The 18,681-nt window shown below is 64.1% G+C and carries 17 protein-coding genes; 7 read left to right on the forward strand and 10 right to left on the reverse strand.

What is annotated here, in order from left to right; genetic code table 11:
- Window positions 1-134: 134 nt before the first annotated feature.
- The 7 genes from ATY77_RS07905 to ATY77_RS07935 all read left to right on the forward strand — a co-directional run bounded on the left by ATY77_RS07905 (window position 135) and on the right by ATY77_RS07935 (window position 7,338).
- Window positions 135-1,481, forward strand: a complete 1,347-nt coding sequence (locus tag ATY77_RS07905; protein WP_088686845.1) for an extracellular solute-binding protein — start codon at window positions 135-137, stop codon at window positions 1,479-1,481.
- 64 nt (window positions 1,482-1,545) lie between these two features.
- The gene (locus tag ATY77_RS07910; RefSeq protein WP_088686846.1) at window positions 1,546-2,847 is read left to right on the forward strand and encodes a sugar ABC transporter permease; all 1,302 of its coding nucleotides are present in this window, start codon (window positions 1,546-1,548) and stop codon (window positions 2,845-2,847) included.
- Window positions 2,848-2,849: 2 nt separating this feature from the next.
- A complete protein-coding gene (locus tag ATY77_RS07915) occupies window positions 2,850-3,692 on the forward strand; it encodes a carbohydrate ABC transporter permease (protein WP_088674784.1) in 843 nt (280 codons plus the stop codon).
- Window positions 3,692-4,747 carry an ABC transporter ATP-binding protein gene (locus ATY77_RS07920; RefSeq protein WP_088686847.1) on the forward strand — a complete coding sequence of 352 codons (1,056 nt, stop codon included), beginning with the start codon at window positions 3,692-3,694 and terminating at the stop codon, window positions 4,745-4,747. Before ATY77_RS07915 ends, ATY77_RS07920 begins: the two co-directional genes overlap by 1 nt.
- Window positions 4,747-5,526, forward strand: coding sequence for a glycerophosphodiester phosphodiesterase (locus ATY77_RS07925; RefSeq protein ID WP_088686848.1), 780 nt, complete (start codon window positions 4,747-4,749; stop codon window positions 5,524-5,526). The genes ATY77_RS07920 and ATY77_RS07925 overlap by 1 nt, the downstream gene beginning before the upstream one ends.
- On the forward strand, window positions 5,510-6,514 hold the full coding sequence (locus ATY77_RS07930; protein ID WP_088686849.1) for a LacI family DNA-binding transcriptional regulator: 1,005 nt from the start codon (window positions 5,510-5,512) through the stop codon (window positions 6,512-6,514). Before ATY77_RS07925 ends, ATY77_RS07930 begins: the two co-directional genes overlap by 17 nt.
- A complete protein-coding gene (locus tag ATY77_RS07935) occupies window positions 6,514-7,338 on the forward strand; it encodes an inositol monophosphatase family protein (protein WP_088686850.1) in 825 nt (274 codons plus the stop codon). Before ATY77_RS07930 ends, ATY77_RS07935 begins: the two co-directional genes overlap by 1 nt.
- Here ATY77_RS07935 and ATY77_RS07940 read toward each other — a convergent pair.
- From ATY77_RS07940 to ATY77_RS07985, 10 genes are all read right to left on the reverse strand, one after another.
- Window positions 7,335-8,198, reverse strand: coding sequence for a glycerophosphodiester phosphodiesterase family protein (locus tag ATY77_RS07940; RefSeq protein WP_088686851.1), 864 nt, complete (start codon window positions 8,196-8,198; stop codon window positions 7,335-7,337). The two genes, ATY77_RS07935 and ATY77_RS07940, sit on opposite strands and share 4 nt — an antisense overlap.
- A 71-nt stretch (window positions 8,199-8,269) precedes the next feature.
- Complete coding sequence (locus ATY77_RS07945) at window positions 8,270-9,364, reverse strand: aminotransferase class V-fold PLP-dependent enzyme (protein WP_088686852.1); 1,095 nt, start codon at window positions 9,362-9,364, stop codon at window positions 8,270-8,272.
- Between the two features lie 11 nt (window positions 9,365-9,375).
- Window positions 9,376-10,158: a dipeptide/oligopeptide/nickel ABC transporter ATP-binding protein gene (locus ATY77_RS07950; RefSeq protein ID WP_088686853.1), complete on the reverse strand. Its 783-nt coding sequence runs from the start codon at window positions 10,156-10,158 to the stop codon at window positions 9,376-9,378.
- Entirely contained in the window at window positions 10,155-10,943 is a 789-nt protein-coding gene (locus ATY77_RS07955; protein WP_088686854.1) for an ABC transporter ATP-binding protein, read from the reverse strand. Before ATY77_RS07955 ends, ATY77_RS07950 begins: the two co-directional genes overlap by 4 nt.
- A complete protein-coding gene (locus ATY77_RS07960; protein ID WP_088686855.1) occupies window positions 10,940-11,773 on the reverse strand; it encodes an ABC transporter permease in 834 nt (277 codons plus the stop codon). Before ATY77_RS07960 ends, ATY77_RS07955 begins: the two co-directional genes overlap by 4 nt.
- Window positions 11,770-12,759 (reverse strand): ABC transporter permease, encoded by a 990-nt coding sequence (locus tag ATY77_RS07965; protein WP_088686856.1) that lies wholly within the window; start codon window positions 12,757-12,759, stop codon window positions 11,770-11,772. Before ATY77_RS07965 ends, ATY77_RS07960 begins: the two co-directional genes overlap by 4 nt.
- A 40-nt stretch (window positions 12,760-12,799) precedes the next feature.
- Window positions 12,800-14,410 carry an ABC transporter substrate-binding protein gene (locus ATY77_RS07970; protein WP_088686857.1) on the reverse strand — a complete coding sequence of 537 codons (1,611 nt, stop codon included), beginning with the start codon at window positions 14,408-14,410 and terminating at the stop codon, window positions 12,800-12,802.
- Window positions 14,411-14,535: 125 nt separating this feature from the next.
- Entirely contained in the window at window positions 14,536-15,933 is a 1,398-nt protein-coding gene (locus ATY77_RS07975; RefSeq protein WP_088686858.1) for an LLM class flavin-dependent oxidoreductase, read from the reverse strand.
- An 18-nt stretch (window positions 15,934-15,951) separates the two neighbouring features.
- Window positions 15,952-17,001, reverse strand: coding sequence for an ABC transporter permease (locus ATY77_RS07980; protein WP_088686859.1), 1,050 nt, complete (start codon window positions 16,999-17,001; stop codon window positions 15,952-15,954).
- Window positions 16,998-18,482 carry a sugar ABC transporter ATP-binding protein gene (locus tag ATY77_RS07985; protein WP_088686910.1) on the reverse strand — a complete coding sequence of 495 codons (1,485 nt, stop codon included), beginning with the start codon at window positions 18,480-18,482 and terminating at the stop codon, window positions 16,998-17,000. The genes ATY77_RS07980 and ATY77_RS07985 overlap by 4 nt, the downstream gene beginning before the upstream one ends.
- Window positions 18,483-18,681: the final 199 nt, after the last annotated feature.

Genomic DNA, 18,681 nt, shown 5'->3' on the forward strand with positions numbered 1-18,681 from the left:
TTGTCATTCGGCCGTTACGTTCAGCCCATAGAGCGGGACTTGTCACGTTTTCGTGGGTCTTTCGGAGCGGTCGTCAACACCAGTGATGACCCGTCAAAGAGGCCTCACACTGCTCTTCTGGGGAGATGAAGAAAATGACCATTTTGCCGACACTGAAGTCCCTCACCGTTGCGGCCGCCATCCTGGCTTCGACTTCCGCATTTGCACTCGCCAAGGACGTTACCATCAGCGTCTGGGCCGGCGGCACCGGCCCGAACGACGTCTATCGCCTCGACGCCATCGAGATCGCAGCCCAGCAGCTGCAGCGCCAAGCCGCGCTCAAGGGTGAAGACCTGAAGATCACCATCGAGAAGAAGGCCTATTCCGGCTGGGACGATTTCAAACAGGCGCTGACGCTTGCCGCGGAAGCCAAGACCGCCCCGAACATCGTCGCCAGCGGTCATGAAGACATCGCGCCCTGGTCGCAGGCCGGCCTCATCGTTCCGATCGAGGATCACGTCGATCTCGACGCCTGGCCGCTCAACGGCATCTACGAGAACCTGATGCAGATCGCCTCCTACAACGGCGCCGTCTACGGCATTCCGCAGGATGCCGAATCCCGCCCGATGTTCTTCTGGAAGCCATACATGAAGGCGATCGGCTATATCGACGCCGATCTCGATGCGCTGCCGCAGAACGTTCAGGATGGCAAGTACACCATGAAGAACGTGCTCGAAGACGCCAAGAAGATGCAGGACAAGGGCCTCGTCCAGCCCGGCTACGGCTTCTATCCGCGCCCCAGCAACGGCCCGGACTATTGGCAGTTCTACACCAGCTTCGGCGGCACGATGGAAGAAAACGGCAAGCTCGTCTTCGATAAGGCGGCCATGACCCGCACCTATCAATTCATCGCCGATGCCGTTAAGTCGGGTGTCACCAAGAAGAACCATATCGGCATGCCGGGTGATCAATGGTGGAAGGAAGTCGCCACCGGCAAGGCCGGCATCTGGGACGCAGGCACCTGGCATTACGCCCGTCTCGTCAACCAGGAAGGCCTCAAGGACTTCTTCGACAACATCGTCTTCACGCTGATCCCGGCCGGCGAGGGCGGCAAGCCCAACACGCTGACGCATCCGCTCGTCTACATGGTAACCGCAGGACACAGCGAAGAAGATACGCAGATCGCCGCCCAGCTGATCACGATCGCCTCCGAGCCGCGCATCAACGCGCTGCATGCGATCAAATCCGCCCATCTCGGCATTTCCGAAGCCGAAGCCGAAGTGGATTTCTACGCGGACGACCGCTGGGCTCGCGAAGCCACCGAACGCCTGCTGCCGCATGCCAATGCAATGCCGAACAACTCCGATTTCGGCACCTACTGGAACATCATGTGGAAGAACCTTCAGGCGTCCTGGACCGGCGACAAGACCGTCGACGCCGCCATCGGCGATGCCGAGAGCGAGCTGAAAAACACGCTCGGCGACAAGATCGTCATTCGCTAAAACAGAAGCATCCTTCCGGGCGGCGGCGACCCCGCCGCCCGATCGGTCCCGCGAGGAGGCTTCCATGAAATCGTCCAGAAGGCTCGGACTGGTGATGATCGCGCCCGCCGCGGTCATGATCGTCCTCTTCTTCCTCCTGCCGGTCGTTCTGACGGCGGTCTTCTCGATGACCAATATGACGACCGCGACCGGTATTTCCGGCGGCGTCTACCAGATCGCGCCGAATTCCCTGATCACATTGAAATCGGCCATGCCGGACATCGCCGCCGAGATGGCCGAACCGCGCTACGCGATCGACGAGGCGGGCCTCAAGGCGGTGGAGGGTCTCGGCTTTGCGCCGGGTATCGCCGCGGAGCTGCGCGCCAAACATGCCGGCGAGGTCTTCCCGACGCGCCGCGAAGCCGAGCGCATGATCAAGGACCTCGCCGACCGGCCTTCGACGCGCGAGGTCAAGCAGATTTCCGAACAATTCAACCGCTCCGTCGTCAACACCCGCTTCGACAGCAAGGAACAGCTGTTTTCGGCGCTGGACACCCTCGGTCTCCAGCTGACGCCGGAACAGAAGGAAAAGGTGGCCGAGGCCACCTATACCGGCTGGACCTGGACATCAGGCAATTTCTCGCGCATCGCCCACTCGCCCGACATGGCGCGGGTGCTCTTCAACACTGCGCTCTACGTCGCGCTGGTGCTGACGCTCTTCAATGTCGGTTATGCGCTGGTGCTGGCGGTCTTGACACATTACATGCCGCCGGCGCCCGCCTCGATCTTCCGCGGCATCTGGCTCCTGCCGCGCATCACCCCCGTCGTCATCTATGTGATGCTGTGGAAATGGCTCGCTTGGGATACCGGCTTCATCTCCGTGCTGATGGGCAAGTTCGGCTATCCCCCGAAGAACTACCTTCTCGACACCGCTTATAATGCCTGGTTCTTCGTCGTGCTGATCAACGGCTTCATCGGTGCCTCGATGGGCATGCTGGTCTTCTCCTCAGCGATGAAGGCCATTCCGAAGAGCCAGTTCCACGCGAGCGAGGTCGACGGCGCTTCGCGCTGGCAGCAGATCCGCTACATCATCCTGCCGCAGATGCGCTGGCCGATCCTCTTCGTCACCTGCTATCAGACGCTGTCGCTGCTCGCCTCCTTCAACGAAATCCTGCTCGCCACCAATGGCGGGCCGGGTAACGCGACCGAGGTCTGGGCGCTCGCCGCCTATCACACGGCGCTCAGAAATTATGCCGGCAATCTCGAATACGGGCTGGGCGCGGCCATGGCGCTGGTGCTCGTCGTCATCGGCGTGGTGCTGTCGCTCCTCTATCTCCGCGTCTTCAACTACGGCACGCTTGTCGCCAAGCCCCTGATCGAGGATTGACCATGGCCGGACGATCGCAGCCCTCGGCAAATTACAGCAGCTGGCCTGTCATGGCGGCGCTCACCATCGTCAGCCTGCCGCTGCTCCTGATGTATGTCTATCTCTTCCTCGACACCGTGACGGTGAAGGAGGCGGGTGCGCTGCTGCCCTCCGGCGTGACGCTCGATCACTGGCGCTTCCTGTGGCAGACGAACCCAGGCAAGGCGAACATCTGGCAAGTGACGGTCAATACGCTGCTGTTTTCGGCCTGCACCACCAGCCTGGTGCTCATCGTCTCGTCGATGGCCGGTTACGTGCTGTCGCGGCTGAACGTGCCGGCGCGCGGCTTCTTCCTCGCCGGCGTCATGGTGCTGCATGCCTTCCCGTCGGTGACGCTGATCATCGCCATCTTCATCGTGCTGCAGATGATCGGGCTCTACAATTCGCTGATCGGCGTCATCCTGGTGAAGGCCGCGATCGACCTGCCGCTCGGCATCTGGTTGATGAAGGGCTTTTACGACACCGTGCCCTGGGAGATCGAAATGGCCGGCGTCGTCGACGGCGCGTCGCGTTTTCGCGTCTGGCGCAGCCTCGTGCTGCCGCAGGTCAAGCCCGGCATCATGGCGCTCGGCCTGTTTTCCTTCCTCGCCGGTTGGGGCGAGTTCATCCTGCCGCAGGTGCTGGCGCCGGGAAATGACGTGCAGGTGCTATCGGTCTATCTCGCCGGCTTCCTCGCCGACGACAACAATTACGATTTCAACATGTTCAAGGCGGTCGGCCTCTTCTACCTCATTCCGGTGCTGATCGCTTACGCGCTCTTCAACAAATATCTCATGAACATCTACGGCGGCGGGAGCAAAGGCTGATGCGCATCCTCCTCGACAATTTCTCGAAGAGCTTCGGCTCCACCAAGGTTATCGAGAACATGCGGCTCGAAGTCGGCAACGGCGAAATGCTGGCGCTGCTCGGCCCTTCCGGCTGCGGCAAATCGACGACGCTGTTCGCGGTCTGCGGCATTCACCGTCCCACAGGCGGACGCATCCTCTTCGGCGACCGCGACGTCACCGATCTGCCGAGCCAGGCCCGCAATGTCGGCGTCGTCTTCCAGTCCTATGCGCTCTACCCGCATATGACGGTTGCTGAAAACATCGGATTTCCGCTGAAGGTGAAGGGCGTGCCCGCCGCCGAGATCCGCAAGGAGGTCGACAAGATCGCGGCCCTCGTCCAGATCGGCAATCTGATGAGCCGCCGGCCGGCCGAGCTTTCGGGCGGCCAGCAGCAACGCGTGGCGCTGGCCCGCGCACTCATCCGCAAACCCGACGTGCTGTTGCTCGACGAGCCGCTTGCCAATCTCGACGCCAAGCTGCGCCTCGAAATGCGCTCGGAAATCCGCCGCCTGCAGCGCGAGACCGGCATCACCGCCATTCTCGTCACCCATGACCAGGTGGAAGCGATGAGCATGTGCGACCGCATCGCCATCATGAAGGAAGGCGAGATCGTCCAGATCGCCACGCCGGCCGAGATGTACAACGACCCGAAAACCGCTTTCGTCGCCGGCTTCCTCGGCAACCCGCCGATCACCTTCCTGCGCGGCGTCCTGGATAAGGGCGCTTTCGCAATCCCGGAAAGCGAGATCCGCGTGCCGCTGCCCGCCGCCGTCGGTGCCGCCGAGGGCACAAAGCTGATGCTCGGCGTCCGGCCGGAGCATTTTACGCCGGCGGGCGATACGCCCGTCTCCGGCAAGGTCACTTTCGCCGAAACGCAAGGGCGCGAAAATCTCTACGATGTGGCTCTTGCCGGCGGTCCGCTGCTGCGCTCGATCCAGCCGGTGCGCAACGATATCCACGTCGGCGACGACGTTCGCTGGGCGATCGACAGCCGCAGCGTGCTCGTCTTCGACGAACAGGGCGGGAGGCTCTGATGACCCGCGATTTCTCGGCCTTCTTCGCGCGTTACGGCTGGCCGGCGGCCAAGGGCCGGCTTCCCTTCTGCATTGGTCATCGCGGCGCCAGCGGCCATGAGCCCGAGAACACGATCGCCGCCTTCCGCCGCGCCGCCGAACTTGGCGCCGAGATGTGGGAGCTCGATACGCAGCTGACCAAGGATGGCGTGGTCGTCGTCTCGCATGACGACCATCTCGAGCGCGTCTTCGGCATCGACCGCCGCATTTCCGAAATGACGGCGACCGAACTCGCCGCTCTCGACGGCGTCGACGTCCCGAGTTTTGCGGAAGTCGCCGCCCTCGGCCGCAAGACCGGAACCGGTCTCTATGTCGAACTCAAGGCGCCGGGAACCGGCCTGCTCTGCTGGCGCCATCTTGCCGAGATGAACCAGCGTTTCGCCTGCCTCGGCTCCTTCGATACGGCGCAGGTGCGCGAACTCAGCGATGCGGGCTGCGACTTCCCGCTTTCGGTGCTGATCCGTGTCGGTCACGATCCGCATCTCCTCGGCGACGAGGCCGGCGCCGATATTCTGCATCTCTGCTGGGAGAGGGCAGGGGAGCGGCCGCAGGACCTCGTCACCGACGCGCTGATGCGCAGCGCCTTCGAGGCGGGCCGCGAGATCGTGCTCTGGCACGAGGAGCGGCCAGCCGTTCTCGACGACATCATGAAGCTTCCGGTTCTCGGCATCTGCACCGATCTGCCCGATCTGATGCGGCCGCTGGCAGAGGGGGAAAAAGCCGTTGCCAGACAGGGATAAGGGACCGCGCAAGATAACCTCCTTCGACGTGGCACGTGTGGCCGGCGTCTCGCGCGCCGCCGTCTCGCGCGCCTTCACGCCGGATGCCAGCGTCTCGCCGAAGACACGCGAAAAGGTCTACCAGGCGGCTAAGGAACTTGGCTACCGGGTGAATTATCTCGCCCGAAGCCTCACCAATAAGCGCTCCGATCTCGTCGGCCTCGTCGCCGCCGGCCTCGACAATCCGTTCCGCACCCTGCAGATCGAACATCTGTCGAAGATGCTGCTCGCCCGCAATTTCCGCCCCATCCTGCTGCCGACCTCACAGGAAGCGGACACATCGACCGTCATCGGCCAGTTGCTGCATTATGCCGTTTCCGGCGTCATCGTCACCTCGGATGCCCCGCCGACCGAGATCTGCGAGCAGTGCGCCGCCGAGGGCGTGCCGATCGTGCTGATCAATAAGGGCGACGACATTCCCTTCGTCGACCGCATCATTTCCGACGACCGCATGGCCGGGCATCTCGCCGCGAACCACTTGATCGACAGCGGCGTGCGAAAGCCTGCCGTGATGGCCGCCCCCGCCGTCTCCTATACGGCGCGGCGGCGCAGCGAAGCCTTCATTGCGCGCTGCAGGCAACTCGGCGTCGAGGCGCAGTTTCTGCAGGTCAGGATCAACGATTATCAGAGCGGTTATGCCGCGGCAGGCGAACTTGTGGCATCCGGCATCGACGGGCTGTTCTGCGCCAATGACTATATGGCCTGCGGCGTGATCGACCGGATTATGCAGGGTCGCGGCCGCGATGATACGCCGCCGATCCGCATCATCGGCCATGACGATATTCCGCAGGCGAGCTGGAGCGCCTATGAACTCACGACCATCCGCCAACCTTGCGATATCCAGGCCGAGCAGACCGTCGATCTGCTGATGAGCCGGATCGCAGAACCTGATCTGACGGCACGCGTCGAGTTCACGCCGGTGACATTGATAAAAAGAAGGACTGCCTGATGAATTCCGCATTGGATGCCGCCGCCATCCGCGCACGGGCGGAGGTCGCGATCGCCGTCGCTCTCGAAGTTGGACGGGAAACGGCGTGGTTTCGGCGCGACTCCAATCCCGGCACGCTTGCCGTCGAAAACAAGGGATTGCAGGATTTCGTCACTGTCGCCGACCGAAGGGCCGAGCAGGTGATCCGCGATGGGCTTCTCTCGCGTTTCCCCGATGATACGTTCATGGGCGAGGAGAGCGGCGGGCGATCGGGCGAAGCCGGCACCTGGGTCGTCGATCCGATCGACGGCACGACCAATTATATCAGGGGCTTTCGCCACTGGGGCGTCTCGATCGCCTTCGTCGTCGGCGACAAGGTCGAGATCGGCGTGGTCTATGACGCCGCCGAGGACAAGGTCTTCCACGCGGTGCGCGGCAGCGGCGCCTTCAAGGAAGGGCTTCGGGTGCATGCGGCTGCAACCGCCGATCCGGCCAACGCTCTGGTCATTCTCGGCCATTCCCGCAAGACGAGCTTCGACGATTATCTCGCGCTCTCCAGGCAGCTCCACGAGCGCGGTATGGATTATCGCCGCATGGGCGCGGCCGCCATCGACCTCGTCCGCGTCGCCGAAGGCGCTGCCGATCTCTATTACGAACGCCATCTCAATGCATGGGACATGCTCGCCGGCGCGCTGATCGCCGAAGAGGCAGGCGCCATGGTGGCGATGCCGCCGGTCGAAAAACTGCTTGCGCAAGGCGGACCGGTGATCGCCCATTCGCCGGGGCTCGCCGGCGAATTCGCCTTCATCCTCGATATTGAAGGGCTGGCGCCCGTTTCCGGTTAACTCGCCACACGCAGGCGCCAGGCGCGTTCGGTCGCCGGCGCCTCGTCGGTGGTGATCTGATCCGGCTTGAGCGCCATCAGCGCCGAGAAATTCTGCCATTCCTCTTCGCTGAAGCCAGCCTCCGGATTCTTCAGCGTAAAGGTCCATGCATCGACCCGCTTGCCATGGTCCTGGCAGAGCGCGATCATATCCAGCCCCTCCTTGGCGGCATTGAGGATCAGCGGCCAATGGAGATAGATCGTGTCCGGCTCGGTCGGGCCGCTGAGATCGGCGCGCAGTTCCACCTCGACGGCCTTCCAGCCGCCGGCTTTCCCGATCTCGTAAAGCTTGTCGGTCGGATCGATACCGCGCAACAGATGCGGAAGCTTTTCCTTGACCGCGACGATGAGATCGAGACTGCCGCCGCTGACGATCACCGAGGCGGCGATATCCCGGAAATGCTCGGCAAGATGCTCGATGCCCTTCGCGCCAATCGTCTCATAATCGTCCTTCATGTCGAATTGCAGCAGTGCGGCCGGATGCGTCGATTGCATCATGGCGGCGAGATCCTCGCTGAGGATCAGCGGCCGGCCGCCTTCCTGCATTCTGATATCACGGAGATGACCGATGCTGCTGCCGGCAATCGGTCCACGGCCTGTCGTTTCGCCTTCGAGCTCCTCGTCGTGCAGCACGACGAAGCCGCCGTCGGCGCGCACGCGCAGATCGAGCTCCATCGAGGCGCCCGCCGCAAAACCCTCCGCCATCACCTCGGCGGAAAACAGCGGATCGGCGAACCGCTTGCGCAACCGGTGCCATTTCAGACGGGTTCGATGCCCCGCATGTACAATCTCCAGGCCCTGCGCATCCAGCAATGTCGTCATCTGCTTCCGGTCTCCGCGATGCCACTGTCCTGCCTTGCCGAGCCGCGATTATCAATGCCCGAATGCAGCTTTCATCGGCTGTAGGCTGCGGATATCGCCTCCGAGGCGGCGGCGATATCCGCTGGATGGCCGGCCTGTCTGAGCGCCGCGCCATAGGCCACGACATTCGCGAGCACGGTTTGAAATACGGCCCGCGGACCTGTGTGATTCAGTCGCAGGAGACGGGCCGGCGCGGTCCCGACACTTTCGGTCAGCTCGACGCCCAGCCGCGCCGCAGCGGCAATCAGGGCCGCAGGCTCCAGCGCCTCCGGCACCGGCACCGCCGTCACCAGGTTCGAAGCCTTTGCCGGCGGCACCCAGGCCGCAGCGCCGAGCGCGGCGAGACCCGCTCGTGTCGCCGATGCCGCCAGTGCATGGCGGGCGATGACGCTTTCGATACCTTCAGCCTCGACACGGCCAAGCGCTGTCTCCAGAGCGAAGAATTCCAGCGGCGCCGGCGTGCCCGGCAGGCCCTGCCTGCCGCCGTCGATCCATGTCTTCAGATCGGCCAGGGACAGGATCGAATTGCGCGGCGCGCCGTCCCTCAAGATCAATTCCCAGGCGCGGCGGCTGACGGAGAGCGCCGATACACCGGCCGGACCGCCGAGCGCCTTCTGCGGACCGATCACCGCGATGTCGATGCCGAGGTTATCGACCTCGAGCCGATGGCCGCCGACCGAGGCGACCGCATCGACGACGGTGACGATGCCGCGGGCGCGGGCAAGCGCCAGTATCTCGGGCAGGGGGTTGAGAATGCCACTCGCCGATTCCGCATGGACCAGAGCAAGCACGTCGATATGAGGACCGGCATCGAGTGCCCTGGCGACCACCTCGATCTCGATCGGCAGGCCCGGTCCGGCGGCGATATCATGAACCGTCGCGCCGCCTCGCCGCAGCCATTGCCCGAACCAGCCGCCATAGGGGCTGGTGATGATGTTGAGGGCCGAAAGACCAGGACGGGCGAGGCTGACGGCCGCCGCCTCCAGCGCCACCACGGCCTCGGCCTGCACGAGCAATATGTCGTTGCGGCTCTGCAATAGATTGCCGATCCTGTCGGCGAGGACGGCGAAGCGTTCCGCGGGATAGGAGGGAACGCCGTGCAGGGGATTCCAACCGAGATCGAACATGGACGCCTCCTTCAGGACGGATCGGTGACGAGACGCGGGACGGCCGCCACGAGCGCGCGGCCGGCCGCCGATTGCGGCGCGGCGACGACTGCCGCCGCCGGACCGGTCTCGACGATCCGCCCGCCATCCATGACGGCGATGCGGTGGGAGACGGCGCGGACCACGGCAAGATCGTGCGAAATGAAGAGACAGGCAATGCCCTGCTCCTTTTGCAGGCCGACAAGAAGTTCGAGGATCCTGCCGCGCAGGGTAACGTCGAGCGCCGAGACCGCCTCATCCAGCACCAGGAGCGACGGCCGTGTCGCGATCGCGCGGGCAATCGCCACACGCTGGCGCTGGCCGCCGGAGAGCGCGCGGACCGGGCGGCCGGCATAGTCGGCAGGCAAGCCTACTCGTTCGAGGAGCATCGCTATCTCGCCGGCTCGCCGCTGCCTCGGAACCGCGCCGTGGATACGCAGCGGATCGTCGAGAACCGCACCGACAGTCGCCAGCGGATTGAAAGCCGCGAGCGGATCCTGGAACACCATCTGCATGCGCGCCCGTTTGCGGCGCAGGGACGCACCATTCAGCGCAAGCCAATCCTCTCCCTCGAAGCGGATCGAACCTGCGTCTACCGGGAGAAGGCGCATGAGGATGCGCGACAGCGTCGATTTTCCGCTGCCGGAGGCGCCGACGAGGCCGAGCGTTTCTCCGGCTGCGATCGTCAGCGAGACCTTGTCGAGAGCGGTGACCTTGCGCCCGGAGGACGAAAAGCCTTTCGAGACATTTTCCATGGAAAGCAGCATGGGGTTCATGGCGGCCCCCCTGCAATCAGCGGCGGCGTCGTCAGGTCGCGATGGCTGGCGATCAGGGCGGCGGTATAGTCGCTCGCCGGTGATGACAGCACCGAACGGACAGCCCCCGTCTCGACCAGCCGCGCATTGTGGAAGACGGCGATGCGGTCGACGAAACCGGATGCGAGCGCGATGTCGTGGGTGATGAAGAGCAGCGTCATACCGTCTTCACGCACCAGTCCGTCGAGTAGGCGGACGATCTCCGCCTGGACCACGACGTCGAGCGCGCTCGTCGCCTCGTCGGCGATCAGCAGCGCGGGCTTTGCCGCGATTGCAGCCGCGATCGCCACGCGCTGGCGCTGGCCGCCGGAAAGCTGATGCGGAAAGGCTCGCATCGCCTTGTCGGGCTGCGGCATCCGCACCCGCTGAAGCAGTTCCTCGGCCCTGCTATAAGCCTGTTTCCAGCCGAGGCTGAGATGGCGCCTGGCGCCTTCGGCGATCTGCTCGCCGAGCGTCAGGACCGGATTGAGGCTGACGCCCGGATCCTGAAGGACAAAACCGAAATCGCGGCCGGGGCGAGGCAGGTGACCAAGTGCGGGCCAGAACATCTCGCCGCCAACCTTCGCCCCCTCGGGCAGCAGACCGGCAAGCGCGCGGGCAAGCGTGCTCTTGCCGGAACCGCTTTCGCCGACGATCGCCAGTCTCTCGCCGGTCTTGATATCAAGATCGATGCGATCGAGCGCGGCAGCACGGTTTCTTCCGTAGGTGACCGAAAGCCGTCTGAGGCTGCAGAAAATACCATTCATGCCGCCCTCCCGCCGTTATCGCCGAGCGCCTTGCCGAGACCCTCGCTGAAGAGATGGACGCCAAGCACGGTCACGGCAAGTGCTGCGCCCGGGATGACCGAGAGATAGGCGGCCGAGCGCAGCACGCTGCGGCCCTCGGCGATCATCGAACCCCAGGTGGCGATATTGGGATTGCCGAGGCCGAGAAAGGAAAGGGCCGCCTCGGTGAGGATCGCGCCGGCGACGATGGTAGCGGAGAGCGCCAGCACCGGCGGCAGCGCGTTCGGCAGGATCTCGCGGACGGCGATCTCGACGGGATGCATGCCGATCACCCTCGCCGAGGCGACGTAATCCTGTTCGCGGATTGCCAGCACCTGCGCCCGCATCAGCCGTGCCGGATCGGCCCAGGCGCCAAGCGCGATGGCAAGCACGACGACCGATGTCGAGACCCCGATGGTGCTGACGAAGGCGAGCGCAAGCAGGAAGGCCGGCACGATCTGGAAGGCATCGACCGCGCGCATCAGCGCCTCGTCGACGATCCCGCCGGCAAAACCGGCGGCCATGCCGACGCAGACGCCGAGGATCATGGCCGAAAAGGCTGCCGCGAGGCCGACCGCAAGCGAGGTGCGCGCGCCATAGAGCAGGCCGGCGAGCACGTCGCGGCCGAGGCGGTCCGTGCCGAGCGGGAAAGCCGGATCGGTGAAGGGCGCGAGCAGCGCCCGGCCGGCGATCCTCAGCGGATCACCCGGCGAAATGATGGGAGCGGAGAGCCCGGCCAAAAGCAGGATGAGAAGGATCACAAGCCCGACCGCGCCTTCCGGCGTGCCGAGGAGGCGCTTGAGACTGGTCATGCGCCGCCCTCCGAAGCGCCGATGCGCGGATCGAGCGCGGCATAGACGAGATCGACGAGGAAATTGACCGAGATGACGAGAACCGCGCTGGTGACGACGATGCCCATCAACAGCGGAGCGTCGCGGCCGCTGACCGCCTCCTGCGCCAGCCGCCCGAACCCAGGAATGGCAAAGACGCTTTCGATCACCACGCTGCCGCCAAGCATGGCCGCCGATTGCAGCCCAAGCATGGTGACGAGCGGCAGCAGCGCATTGCGTGCGACATGGCGCAACACGACGCGGCTGCGCGACAGGCCCTTGGCGCGGGCAAAAAGCACGAAATCGAGCTTCCATGCCTCCGCCATGCTGCTTCGCATCACCCGCAGGAACAAGGCGAGGTAGATAAGGCCAAGTGCGCCGACCGGCAGGACCAGATGATTTGATATGTCGAGGGCGCGGTCAAAGCCCGTTTTGCCGGAGGCGATGGTCTCTATGCCGGCGATCGGAAACCAGCGCAGCTTCACCGAAAAGGCTATGCTAAGGACAAGGCCAAGCCAGAAGCTTGGAATGGCGTAGACGATCAGCGAACCCATCGACAGCAGCCGGTCCCGCAAGCTGCCCGGCCGGGCGCCGGCAAGGATGCCGAGCGCCGAGCCGAGACCGAAGGAAAGCGCGGTCGCGCTGCCCATCAAGAGTAGCGTATTGGGCAGGCGTTCGGCGATCAGTTCCCCGACCGGCCGGCCGAAGGCCACCGACCAGCCGAGATCGAAGCGCGCCAATGAGGAAAGATAGACCCAAAGGCGGGCGAGCATGGACTGGTCGAGGCCGTAACTCTCGCGCAGCGACTGCCTGAGTGCCGCATCGCCGCCGCCGATCGAGCCGAGATAGGCGTCGACGGCGTCGCCCGAGGCGGATTCGAGCAGGAAAAAGGTGAAGACCACCACGATCAGCAGCACCGGAATGCTGCTGATTGCCCTGCGCCTCAGGAGGATGAGTGCACGTTTCACGCCGGACAGGGCCTCTGGAAGAGATTTGCCGCCGATCCTATCATGACTGAAGCGCGGTATCGCCCCAGTTCGAGACGGCCCAGCGCGGATTGTTCGAGACGTTGAGCACGGTGTCGCGCGCCACGGTGATGAAACCCCATTCCGCAACGTTGATCAGCGGCAGGTCGGCGACGACGAGCTGCTGGAACTTGCGATAGAGATCGGTACGCGCCGCCGTGTCGACGGTCTCCGAAGCCTGCAGGATAATCTTGTCGAGCTCCGGATTGACGTAGCCGCCCTGGTTGGAAAAGGGCACGCCAGCAGGCGTGCCTGACTGGACGAGAATGGTGGTGGAGATCGCCGGATCGCCGCGGAAGACCGGCGGGCCGACGGCGAGATCGAAATCGTGGTCGGTATAGACAGCCTTCTGATGCGCAGCCGCATCGGCATTGACGATCTCCGCATCGATGCCGATCACGGCGAGCGCCTGGCGAAGATAATCGCCGAACTGCCGGGTCTCGTTGAAATAGGGCGCGGGGCGAAGCTTCAGCTTGAAGCGGTTGCCGTCCGGCCCTTGTTTATACCCGGCCCTGTCGAGAATATCGTTGGCGGCGGCGGGGTTGAAATCATAGGTCGCGACATCCGAGGTATAGAACTCCGGCGCATTCTTCGGCACCGGCCCGGTCGAGGCGACTGCGTAGCCGAGGAAGATCGTGTCGACCACGAATTTCTTGTCGATGGCCTGCGCGATCGCCTGGCGGACCCTGAGATCGGCCAATTCCTTGCGGCGGTGGTTGATCTCGACGACGAGCTGGTAGGTCAGGGCCTCGTAGCCCTTGGAGATCACCTTGATGCCTTCGACCTTGGAAATGCGGTCGAGATCGGCGAGCGGCACCGCCGAGAAAGCGGCAAGCTGAATTTCGCCGGCTTCGATCGCCGCACCCGCCGATCCGCGGTCGGGCAGCACGCGATAGATGATCTCGTCGAGTTTCGGCTGGTCCTTGTCCCAGTAATTCTCGTTGCGCGCCAGCCGGTAATATTCGCCGGGCTTGTATTCGGCGAAGGTGAACGGACCGGTGCCGACGAGCTTGGTATTACCAGGATTGGCGGCGATATCGGAACCTTCGAAGATGTGCTTGGCGACGACGCTGGTGACGACCGGCAGGGCATTGCGGATCAGCTGGAACGGCGTCGGCTTGGAGAAGCGGAAGATGGCGGTGTAATCGTCAGGCGTATCGACCGCTTCGAGATTGGCGAAGACCAGCCGGCCGAGATTTTGCAGCGGCTTCCAGATGTTGAGCGCGGAGAAGGCGACATCGACCGAAGTGAACGGCTTGCCGTCGTGCCAGGTAACGCCGTCGCGCAGCTTGAAGGTAACGGATAGGCCGTCGGCCGAGCCCTCCCAGGAGGTGGCAAGGCGCGGCGCAAGCCCGTCCTTGCCGTCGAATGAGGCTTCGGCCAGCGGCTCGATCACCTTGCTGGCGATGAAGAAGACGCCGTTCGAAGCGACGATGGCAGGGTTGAGGTTCTTCGGCTCGGAATCGGCCGCAACGATCAGCCGGCCACCGCCAGGTGCTGCCTGCGCCAGCGCCTGGCGGGCGAGAGCCGTCGAGGCAAGCAGCAGCGCGGTGCCCTTCATCAGCGTGCGCCGCGAGATAGCTGATATGGTCATGACCCCTCCTGATCGATCAAAATCCAAGGCGCCCATATTCAGGGCGAAACGCCAATAGTCATAGAGGTTAAATTCGAAATGGCCGGGCTCTGCGAGACATTTTTTGTCACCCAGCCATTATTCGTTTAGCCGCTGGCAGCGATGCGTGCGGGTTCGCTGAAAAGATTGCGGTAGGCCGCACCCGGATGCGGCGCGACGAGCCGCGGTCCCACTCCCCCGAGCTTTTCCCGCAGCGTTCCGTTGGCATATTCCTTCTTGTAGACGCCGCGCTTTTGCAGCTCCGGCACGAGCAGATCGACCGCATCCTCGAAGCTCTCGGGCGTCACGGCATAGGCGAGGTTGAAGCCGTCGACATCGGTATCCTCGATCCATTCCTGCATCAGATCGGCGACCGTTTGCGGCGAGCCGACGAAAACAGGGCCGAAACCGCCGACACCGACCCAGTCGGCCATCTCCCGCACCGTCCATTCCTTCGTGGGATCAATCGTCGTGAAGGTCTCGACGGCCGATTGCACCGCATTGGTATGCCGGTGGCGCAAAACCTCGTCCGGACCGAATTGACCAAAATCGATGCCGGTCCAGCCGGAGATCAGGGTCAGCGCGCCCTCGAAGGACGCATATTTGCGATATTCGTTGAACTTGCGCTGCGCCTCGGCATCGGTCTCGCCGAGGATCACGGTCTGCAGGTTGAAGGCGAGAATTTCGCGCGGGTTGCGGCCGATGCGCTCGGCCGCCTCGCGGACATTGGCGACATAGCGTTTCAGCACCGGTTTCGACGGCGAGGCGACGAAGATGCATTCGGCATGGGCGCCGGCGAAATCCTTGCCGCGGCTGGAAGCGCCGGCTTGGTAGAGCACCGGCGTGCGCTGCGGCGAGGGTTCGCTCAGGTGAATGCCGGGCACGGTGAAGTGTTTGCCGGAATGACGGATCGCATGGACCTTGTTGGGATGGGTGAAGATACCGGCTTCCCGGTCGCGAACGACGGCGTCATCCTCCCAGCTGCCTTCCCAAAGCTTGTAGCAGACTTCGAGATACTCCTCGGCGAGGTCGTAGCGATCGTCATGCCTGGTCTGCGCGGGCTGGCCGATATTCAGCGCGCCGCTGTTGAGATAGGAGGTGACGATGTTCCAGCCGACGCGCCCCTTTGTGAGATGGTCGAGCGTCGAGATGCGGCGCGCGAAAGTGTAGGGGTGCTCGAAGGAGAGCGATGCCGTCAGACCGAAACCGAGATGCTCGGTCTCGTAAGCCATGGTCGGAATGAGCTGCAGCGGATCGTTGACCGGCACCTGCGCCGAATGGCGTAGCGCCGCATCGACATTGCCGTTCAGCACGTCATAGACGCCGAGCACGTCTGCGATGAACAGCCCGTCGAACTTGCCGCGCTCCAGCGTCTTGGCCAGATGCACCCAGTAGTCGAGATCCTTGTAGGTCCAGGATTTGTCGCGCGGATGGCGCCAGAGCCCCGGCGACTGGTGTCCGACGCAATTCATGTCGAAGGCGTTCAGCCTGATTTCACGGGTCATGTCTTTCTTCCTTGGAATTTAAGGATTGCTGCGGCCGAGGCCGTAGGTCAGCGCTAAGGCCCCGACGAGCACGGCGCCCTTGACGAAATCCTGGGTGTAGTAGGGGGCGTTCAGCATCGTGAGGCCGTTCAAGAGCACGCCGACGAAGACGGCGCCGGCGATGGTGCCGAGCACATTCGGACGCCGCAGGTTGAGAACGGCAAAACCGATCAGCGCAGCAGCGACCGAATCCATCAGCAGCGAGCCGCCGGAGGAGATATCGCCGCGCCCGACGCGGGCAGCGATGACGATGCCGCCAAGCGAGGCCAGCGTGCCCGACAGCACATAGGCAAGCGTCTTCAGCCTGACGGTCGAGGCACCGGCGAGCCGGGTGGCGACCTCGTTGCCGCCGGTCGCAAACAGCAGCCGGCCGATGCGGGTGCGTTCCGTAAGGATGAAGAGGAGAACGGCGACCGTCGCCATCAGCACCACGGAAACAGGCAGGGTGCCGAAGATGCTGTAGCGGCCGATCAGCAGGAAGGCCGGATCATAGGCACCGGTCGCCTTCGAGCCATCGGGCAAGGTGAGGCCCGCAGAAATCGACCGACCGGCAGTGGGGATCAATTGCAGCCCGGACAATAGAAACATCATCGCCAGTGTCGCCAAGAGATCGGGCACCCTCAGGCGCACGATGAGGAAGGCGTTGACCAGGCCAACCAGGGCGCCGAAGGCCAGCACCAGCGGCACCGTCGTATAGGCGTCGAAACCCCAGACGATCATCGCGTAGCTCGCCGCCATGACGCTTGAGGCGGCGACTGCGCCGATCGACAGGTCGAAGCCGCCGACGGCAAGCGTGACGGTAACGCCGGCGCCGAGAATGGCGACGACGGAGACCGCCTGCAGGATGCTCATCAGATTGGCGATGGTGATGAAGGCTGGCTCGGCGACGGTGAAGCCGACGATCAGCAGCGCAAGCAGGATGAACACTGCACCCGCCCGCAGGAACGCGCCAAGAGCGGCGAGGCGGTTTCGGCCGGTCCGTGGCAAGGCGCCTGGCTGCGACAGGGTTTCTTCGTCAATCGTCGTCATGCGGATATTCCGTGGATTTCAGGATGAGCGGCTGCTCCGCCGCCTGCGGGTCTCAACACGTGGCGGTCGATGACGAGGATGCGGTCGGCCACTTCATAAGCCTCCTCCGGATCGGAGGTCGCGATCAGCGTCGCCCGGTCTGTGCGGGCGCGGATAGCCTGAATGATGTCGCGGCGCGCTCCGACATCGACGCCCTGGAAGGGCTCGTCGAGCAGCAGGAGCCGGCTCGGCTCCGCCTCCCAACGGGCGATCACCGCCTTCTGCTGGTTGCCGCCGGAGAGCGACCAGACAGAGGCGAGGGGGCCTGTGGTCTTGATGCCAAGGCGGGTGATCGCCTGCTCAGCCTCGCGCCGTTCGCGGCCGCCGGCAAGAAAACCATGCGGATACCATTGGGAAAGATGCGGCAGGCTGATCGTCGCCGCCAGCGAATGGCCGGGCCATGCCGGCGGCATCAGCGAGGAGCGGTGTCTGTCTTCGGCAGCCATGGCGACACCTGCGGCAATCGCCTCGGCCGGGCTTCTCGGTCGGTACGGCCGGCCGTCGAGAAACATCGCGCCGCGCTGAAGCGCCGTCACGCCGAAGATCGCCTGAAGCAGCCGGCTCTTGCCGGCGCCGAGCACGCCGGTCACCGCCACCACCTCGCCCTCATGCAGCGACAGGTCGAAGGTCGCGCCTGCCTGAAGCAGGCTGACATCGCGCATCTCGAAAATGGCCGGGCCGGCCGCGAGCCGCGCATCCGGCCGCGCCGCGTCGAGTCTCCGGCCGATCATCGTCTCGATGGCGCTCGAAAAATCGATCGGCCGCGAGAAGGTGCCGACGACACGGCCGCCGCGCATGACGAGCGCACGATCGGCAATCGCTTCGAGATCGGCGGTGCGATGCGAGATATAGAGGATCGCCAGACCACGTTTGCGAAGCCGCAACAGGATGTCGAAGAGGCGGCGGCTCTCTTCTCCGGAAAGGCTCGCCGTCGGCTCGTCGAGAATGAGGAGATCGGCGCGGTTGGCAAGGGCGCGCGCGATCGCCACCAGCTGCCAGTCGGCACTGGCGAGTTCGCCGAAATCGCGGTCGAGCGGCAGGGTGAAACCGGCGGCATCGAGCATTGCCTGCGCGGCGCGGCGAATGCCGGCGCGGGAGACGAAGAAGGGCGTGCTGCGATCCGCGAAGCGATTGAGAAGCAGCGCATCGGCAACGGTCAGTCCGGCCGCGCCGACGAGATCCGTCGACTGATGCACGGTGACGACGCCGGCTCTTGCCGCTTCGGCCGGGCTGCGCGGCGCGAAGGGACGGCCATCGAGATTGATTGCGCCGCCATCGGCCGAAAGCACGCCGGACAGGATCTTCACCAGCGTCGATTTGCCGGCGCCGTTCGCGCCCATCAGCGCCACGATCTCGCCGCGCTCGATCGACAGATGAGCGCCGGCAAGCGCCTGCGTCGAGCCGAAGCTGCGGGTCATATTGTTAACGTGAAGGAGCGGCATCGCAAGGTCCGGGACTGCATTTGTCTCGCAAGTGTGCCTCGTCCGGGCGATCGAATTCCAGGCACGCATTTCCCTGGAGAACTGCGCCAGGGAAACAAAGAATCTCCCGCAGCCCGCAAAATCGGATCATTTAATCTACTAAAACCATAGATATTATATCTAATAAATCGACGCGTCGCGAGGGCTGAGACCTGTCAGA

It is taken from the genome of Rhizobium sp. R634, from assembly GCF_002211305.1.
GTDB lineage: Bacteria > Pseudomonadota > Alphaproteobacteria > Rhizobiales > Rhizobiaceae > Rhizobium.

Bases quoted from the DNA above. Each gene is read 5' to 3' on its own strand.
- ATY77_RS07980 (WP_088686859.1), bottom strand. From the start codon at position 17,001: ATGACGACGATTGACGAAGAAACCCTGTCGCAGCCAGGCGCCTTGCCA.
- ATY77_RS07920 (WP_088686847.1), top strand. From the start codon at position 3,692: ATGCGCATCCTCCTCGACAATTTCTCGAAGAGCTTCGGCTCCACCAAG.
- ATY77_RS07905 (WP_088686845.1), top strand. From the start codon at position 135: ATGACCATTTTGCCGACACTGAAGTCCCTCACCGTTGCGGCCGCCATC.
- ATY77_RS07915 (WP_088674784.1), top strand. From the start codon at position 2,850: ATGGCCGGACGATCGCAGCCCTCGGCAAATTACAGCAGCTGGCCTGTC.
- ATY77_RS07945 (WP_088686852.1), bottom strand. From the start codon at position 9,364: ATGTTCGATCTCGGTTGGAATCCCCTGCACGGCGTTCCCTCCTATCCC.
- ATY77_RS07940 (WP_088686851.1), bottom strand. From the start codon at position 8,198: ATGACGACATTGCTGGATGCGCAGGGCCTGGAGATTGTACATGCGGGG.
- ATY77_RS07955 (WP_088686854.1), bottom strand. From the start codon at position 10,943: ATGAATGGTATTTTCTGCAGCCTCAGACGGCTTTCGGTCACCTACGGA.
- ATY77_RS07950 (WP_088686853.1), bottom strand. From the start codon at position 10,158: ATGAACCCCATGCTGCTTTCCATGGAAAATGTCTCGAAAGGCTTTTCG.
- ATY77_RS07985 (WP_088686910.1), bottom strand. From the start codon at position 18,482: ATGCCGCTCCTTCACGTTAACAATATGACCCGCAGCTTCGGCTCGACG.
- ATY77_RS07970 (WP_088686857.1), bottom strand. From the start codon at position 14,410: ATGACCATATCAGCTATCTCGCGGCGCACGCTGATGAAGGGCACCGCG.
- ATY77_RS07960 (WP_088686855.1), bottom strand. From the start codon at position 11,773: ATGACCAGTCTCAAGCGCCTCCTCGGCACGCCGGAAGGCGCGGTCGGG.
- ATY77_RS07925 (WP_088686848.1), top strand. From the start codon at position 4,747: ATGACCCGCGATTTCTCGGCCTTCTTCGCGCGTTACGGCTGGCCGGCG.
- ATY77_RS07935 (WP_088686850.1), top strand. From the start codon at position 6,514: ATGAATTCCGCATTGGATGCCGCCGCCATCCGCGCACGGGCGGAGGTC.
- ATY77_RS07975 (WP_088686858.1), bottom strand. From the start codon at position 15,933: ATGACCCGTGAAATCAGGCTGAACGCCTTCGACATGAATTGCGTCGGA.
- ATY77_RS07910 (WP_088686846.1), top strand. From the start codon at position 1,546: ATGAAATCGTCCAGAAGGCTCGGACTGGTGATGATCGCGCCCGCCGCG.